Below are 1338 nucleotides of genomic sequence, written 5' to 3'. Positions count from 1 at the left end.
AAAATTTTGATGTTTTTTATGATTTTCAAAATAAATAAAGATACGCTTCGGCTCCGCTCAGCGTCCTTCAGTGCGGTTTCACTTTAAACAAATCATTGCAAACCGCACCCGCCGCTGTGCGCTGAGCGGAGCCGAAGCGCACATCATTGTCACCCCATTTTAAACAAATCATTGTAATCACACCCTCCATCGTGGGCTGAGCGGAGTCGAAGCGCACATCATTGCCACCCCATTTTAAACAAATCATTGTAACACAAACCCACCACCGTAGGCTGAGCGGAGTCGAAGCGCACATCATTGCCATATCATTTTAAAGAAATCATTGTAACGCAAACCTTCCACCGTACGCTGAGCGGAGCCGAAGAACACATCACTGCAGTTACATTTTAAACAAATCATTGTAACGTAAACCTACCACCGTAGGCTGAGCGGAGCCGAAGCCTACGGTGCTACAATTCCATTAAACAAATCATTGTACCCACACCCGCCACCGTATGCTGAGCGGAGCCGAAGCGCACAGTAAATAAATTTTGCGTTGAAAAATATTTTCTCTAATTTCGTTTCCGGATTGTAACGGGAAAATGGGAAGCTCCACGCTTTCTTTTTTTTCGATTAATTTCCAACCTTTTTAAAAATTTTTGCATCTTTAAAATAAAACGACACCTTTTGTCGTTACAGGGATGTAACTTTGCAGAAGACAAAAAGACTAAAAGCTTTTTACCATTCTGATTTTAAAAAAAACTAAAACAGGCTGTCAAAAGCCGATATAAAAACAAAGACCATGAATACAAAAAAAGATTTTCGAGCAGATTCTATCCGGAATACATTTTTAAGAATGCGGGTTTCCTTATTTTTTTAACCCGTTCTATTCTTAATTTCACCTTTACAATAACGTTAAAATTACACTAAGTATGAAAAAACTCAGCATGAGTGTCTTCACTCTGTGCAGCATTCTGGGGGTATATGCCCAGGAAGTAGTCTGGCAGAAAGACATCCGGTCTTCTACGCAAGACTTTCTTTCACAGGTCACCACGACCATCGATCAGCAGTATTTAATAACCGGAAGCAGCATCCGTCCTGACAACCATCAGCCAGCATCTGACAACAAAAAACAGAACAACGGCTATGATTTCCATTTGGTAAAAATTAACCAGCAGGGCGAAGAGGTCTGGGAAAAATATTTCTCAGGGAAAAACCATGACTTTTTGTCGGCAACGGTTAATACGCAGGAAGGAGGGTTTCTTCTGGCTGGATCCAGCTATTCAGGGAAAGGGCTGGATAAAAAAGACGATTCCAAAGGCGGATCGGATTTCTGGCTGATCAGAATCAACGAATTCG

At 41.6% G+C, this 1338-nt stretch carries 1 pseudogene; it reads left to right on the top strand.

The window, feature by feature from the left end:
* Window positions 1-911 precede the first annotated feature (911 nt).
* Window positions 912-1338 (top strand): annotated as a pseudogene (locus tag WFK35_RS22770) (T9SS type A sorting domain-containing protein); the annotation flags it as partial.

The organism is Chryseobacterium sp. VD8, assembly GCF_037149975.1.
Taxonomy (GTDB): domain Bacteria; phylum Bacteroidota; class Bacteroidia; order Flavobacteriales; family Weeksellaceae; genus Chryseobacterium; species Chryseobacterium indicum.
Note: the sequence above shows the minus strand (reverse complement) of the source record. Positions and strands in the feature narration are given on the sequence as shown.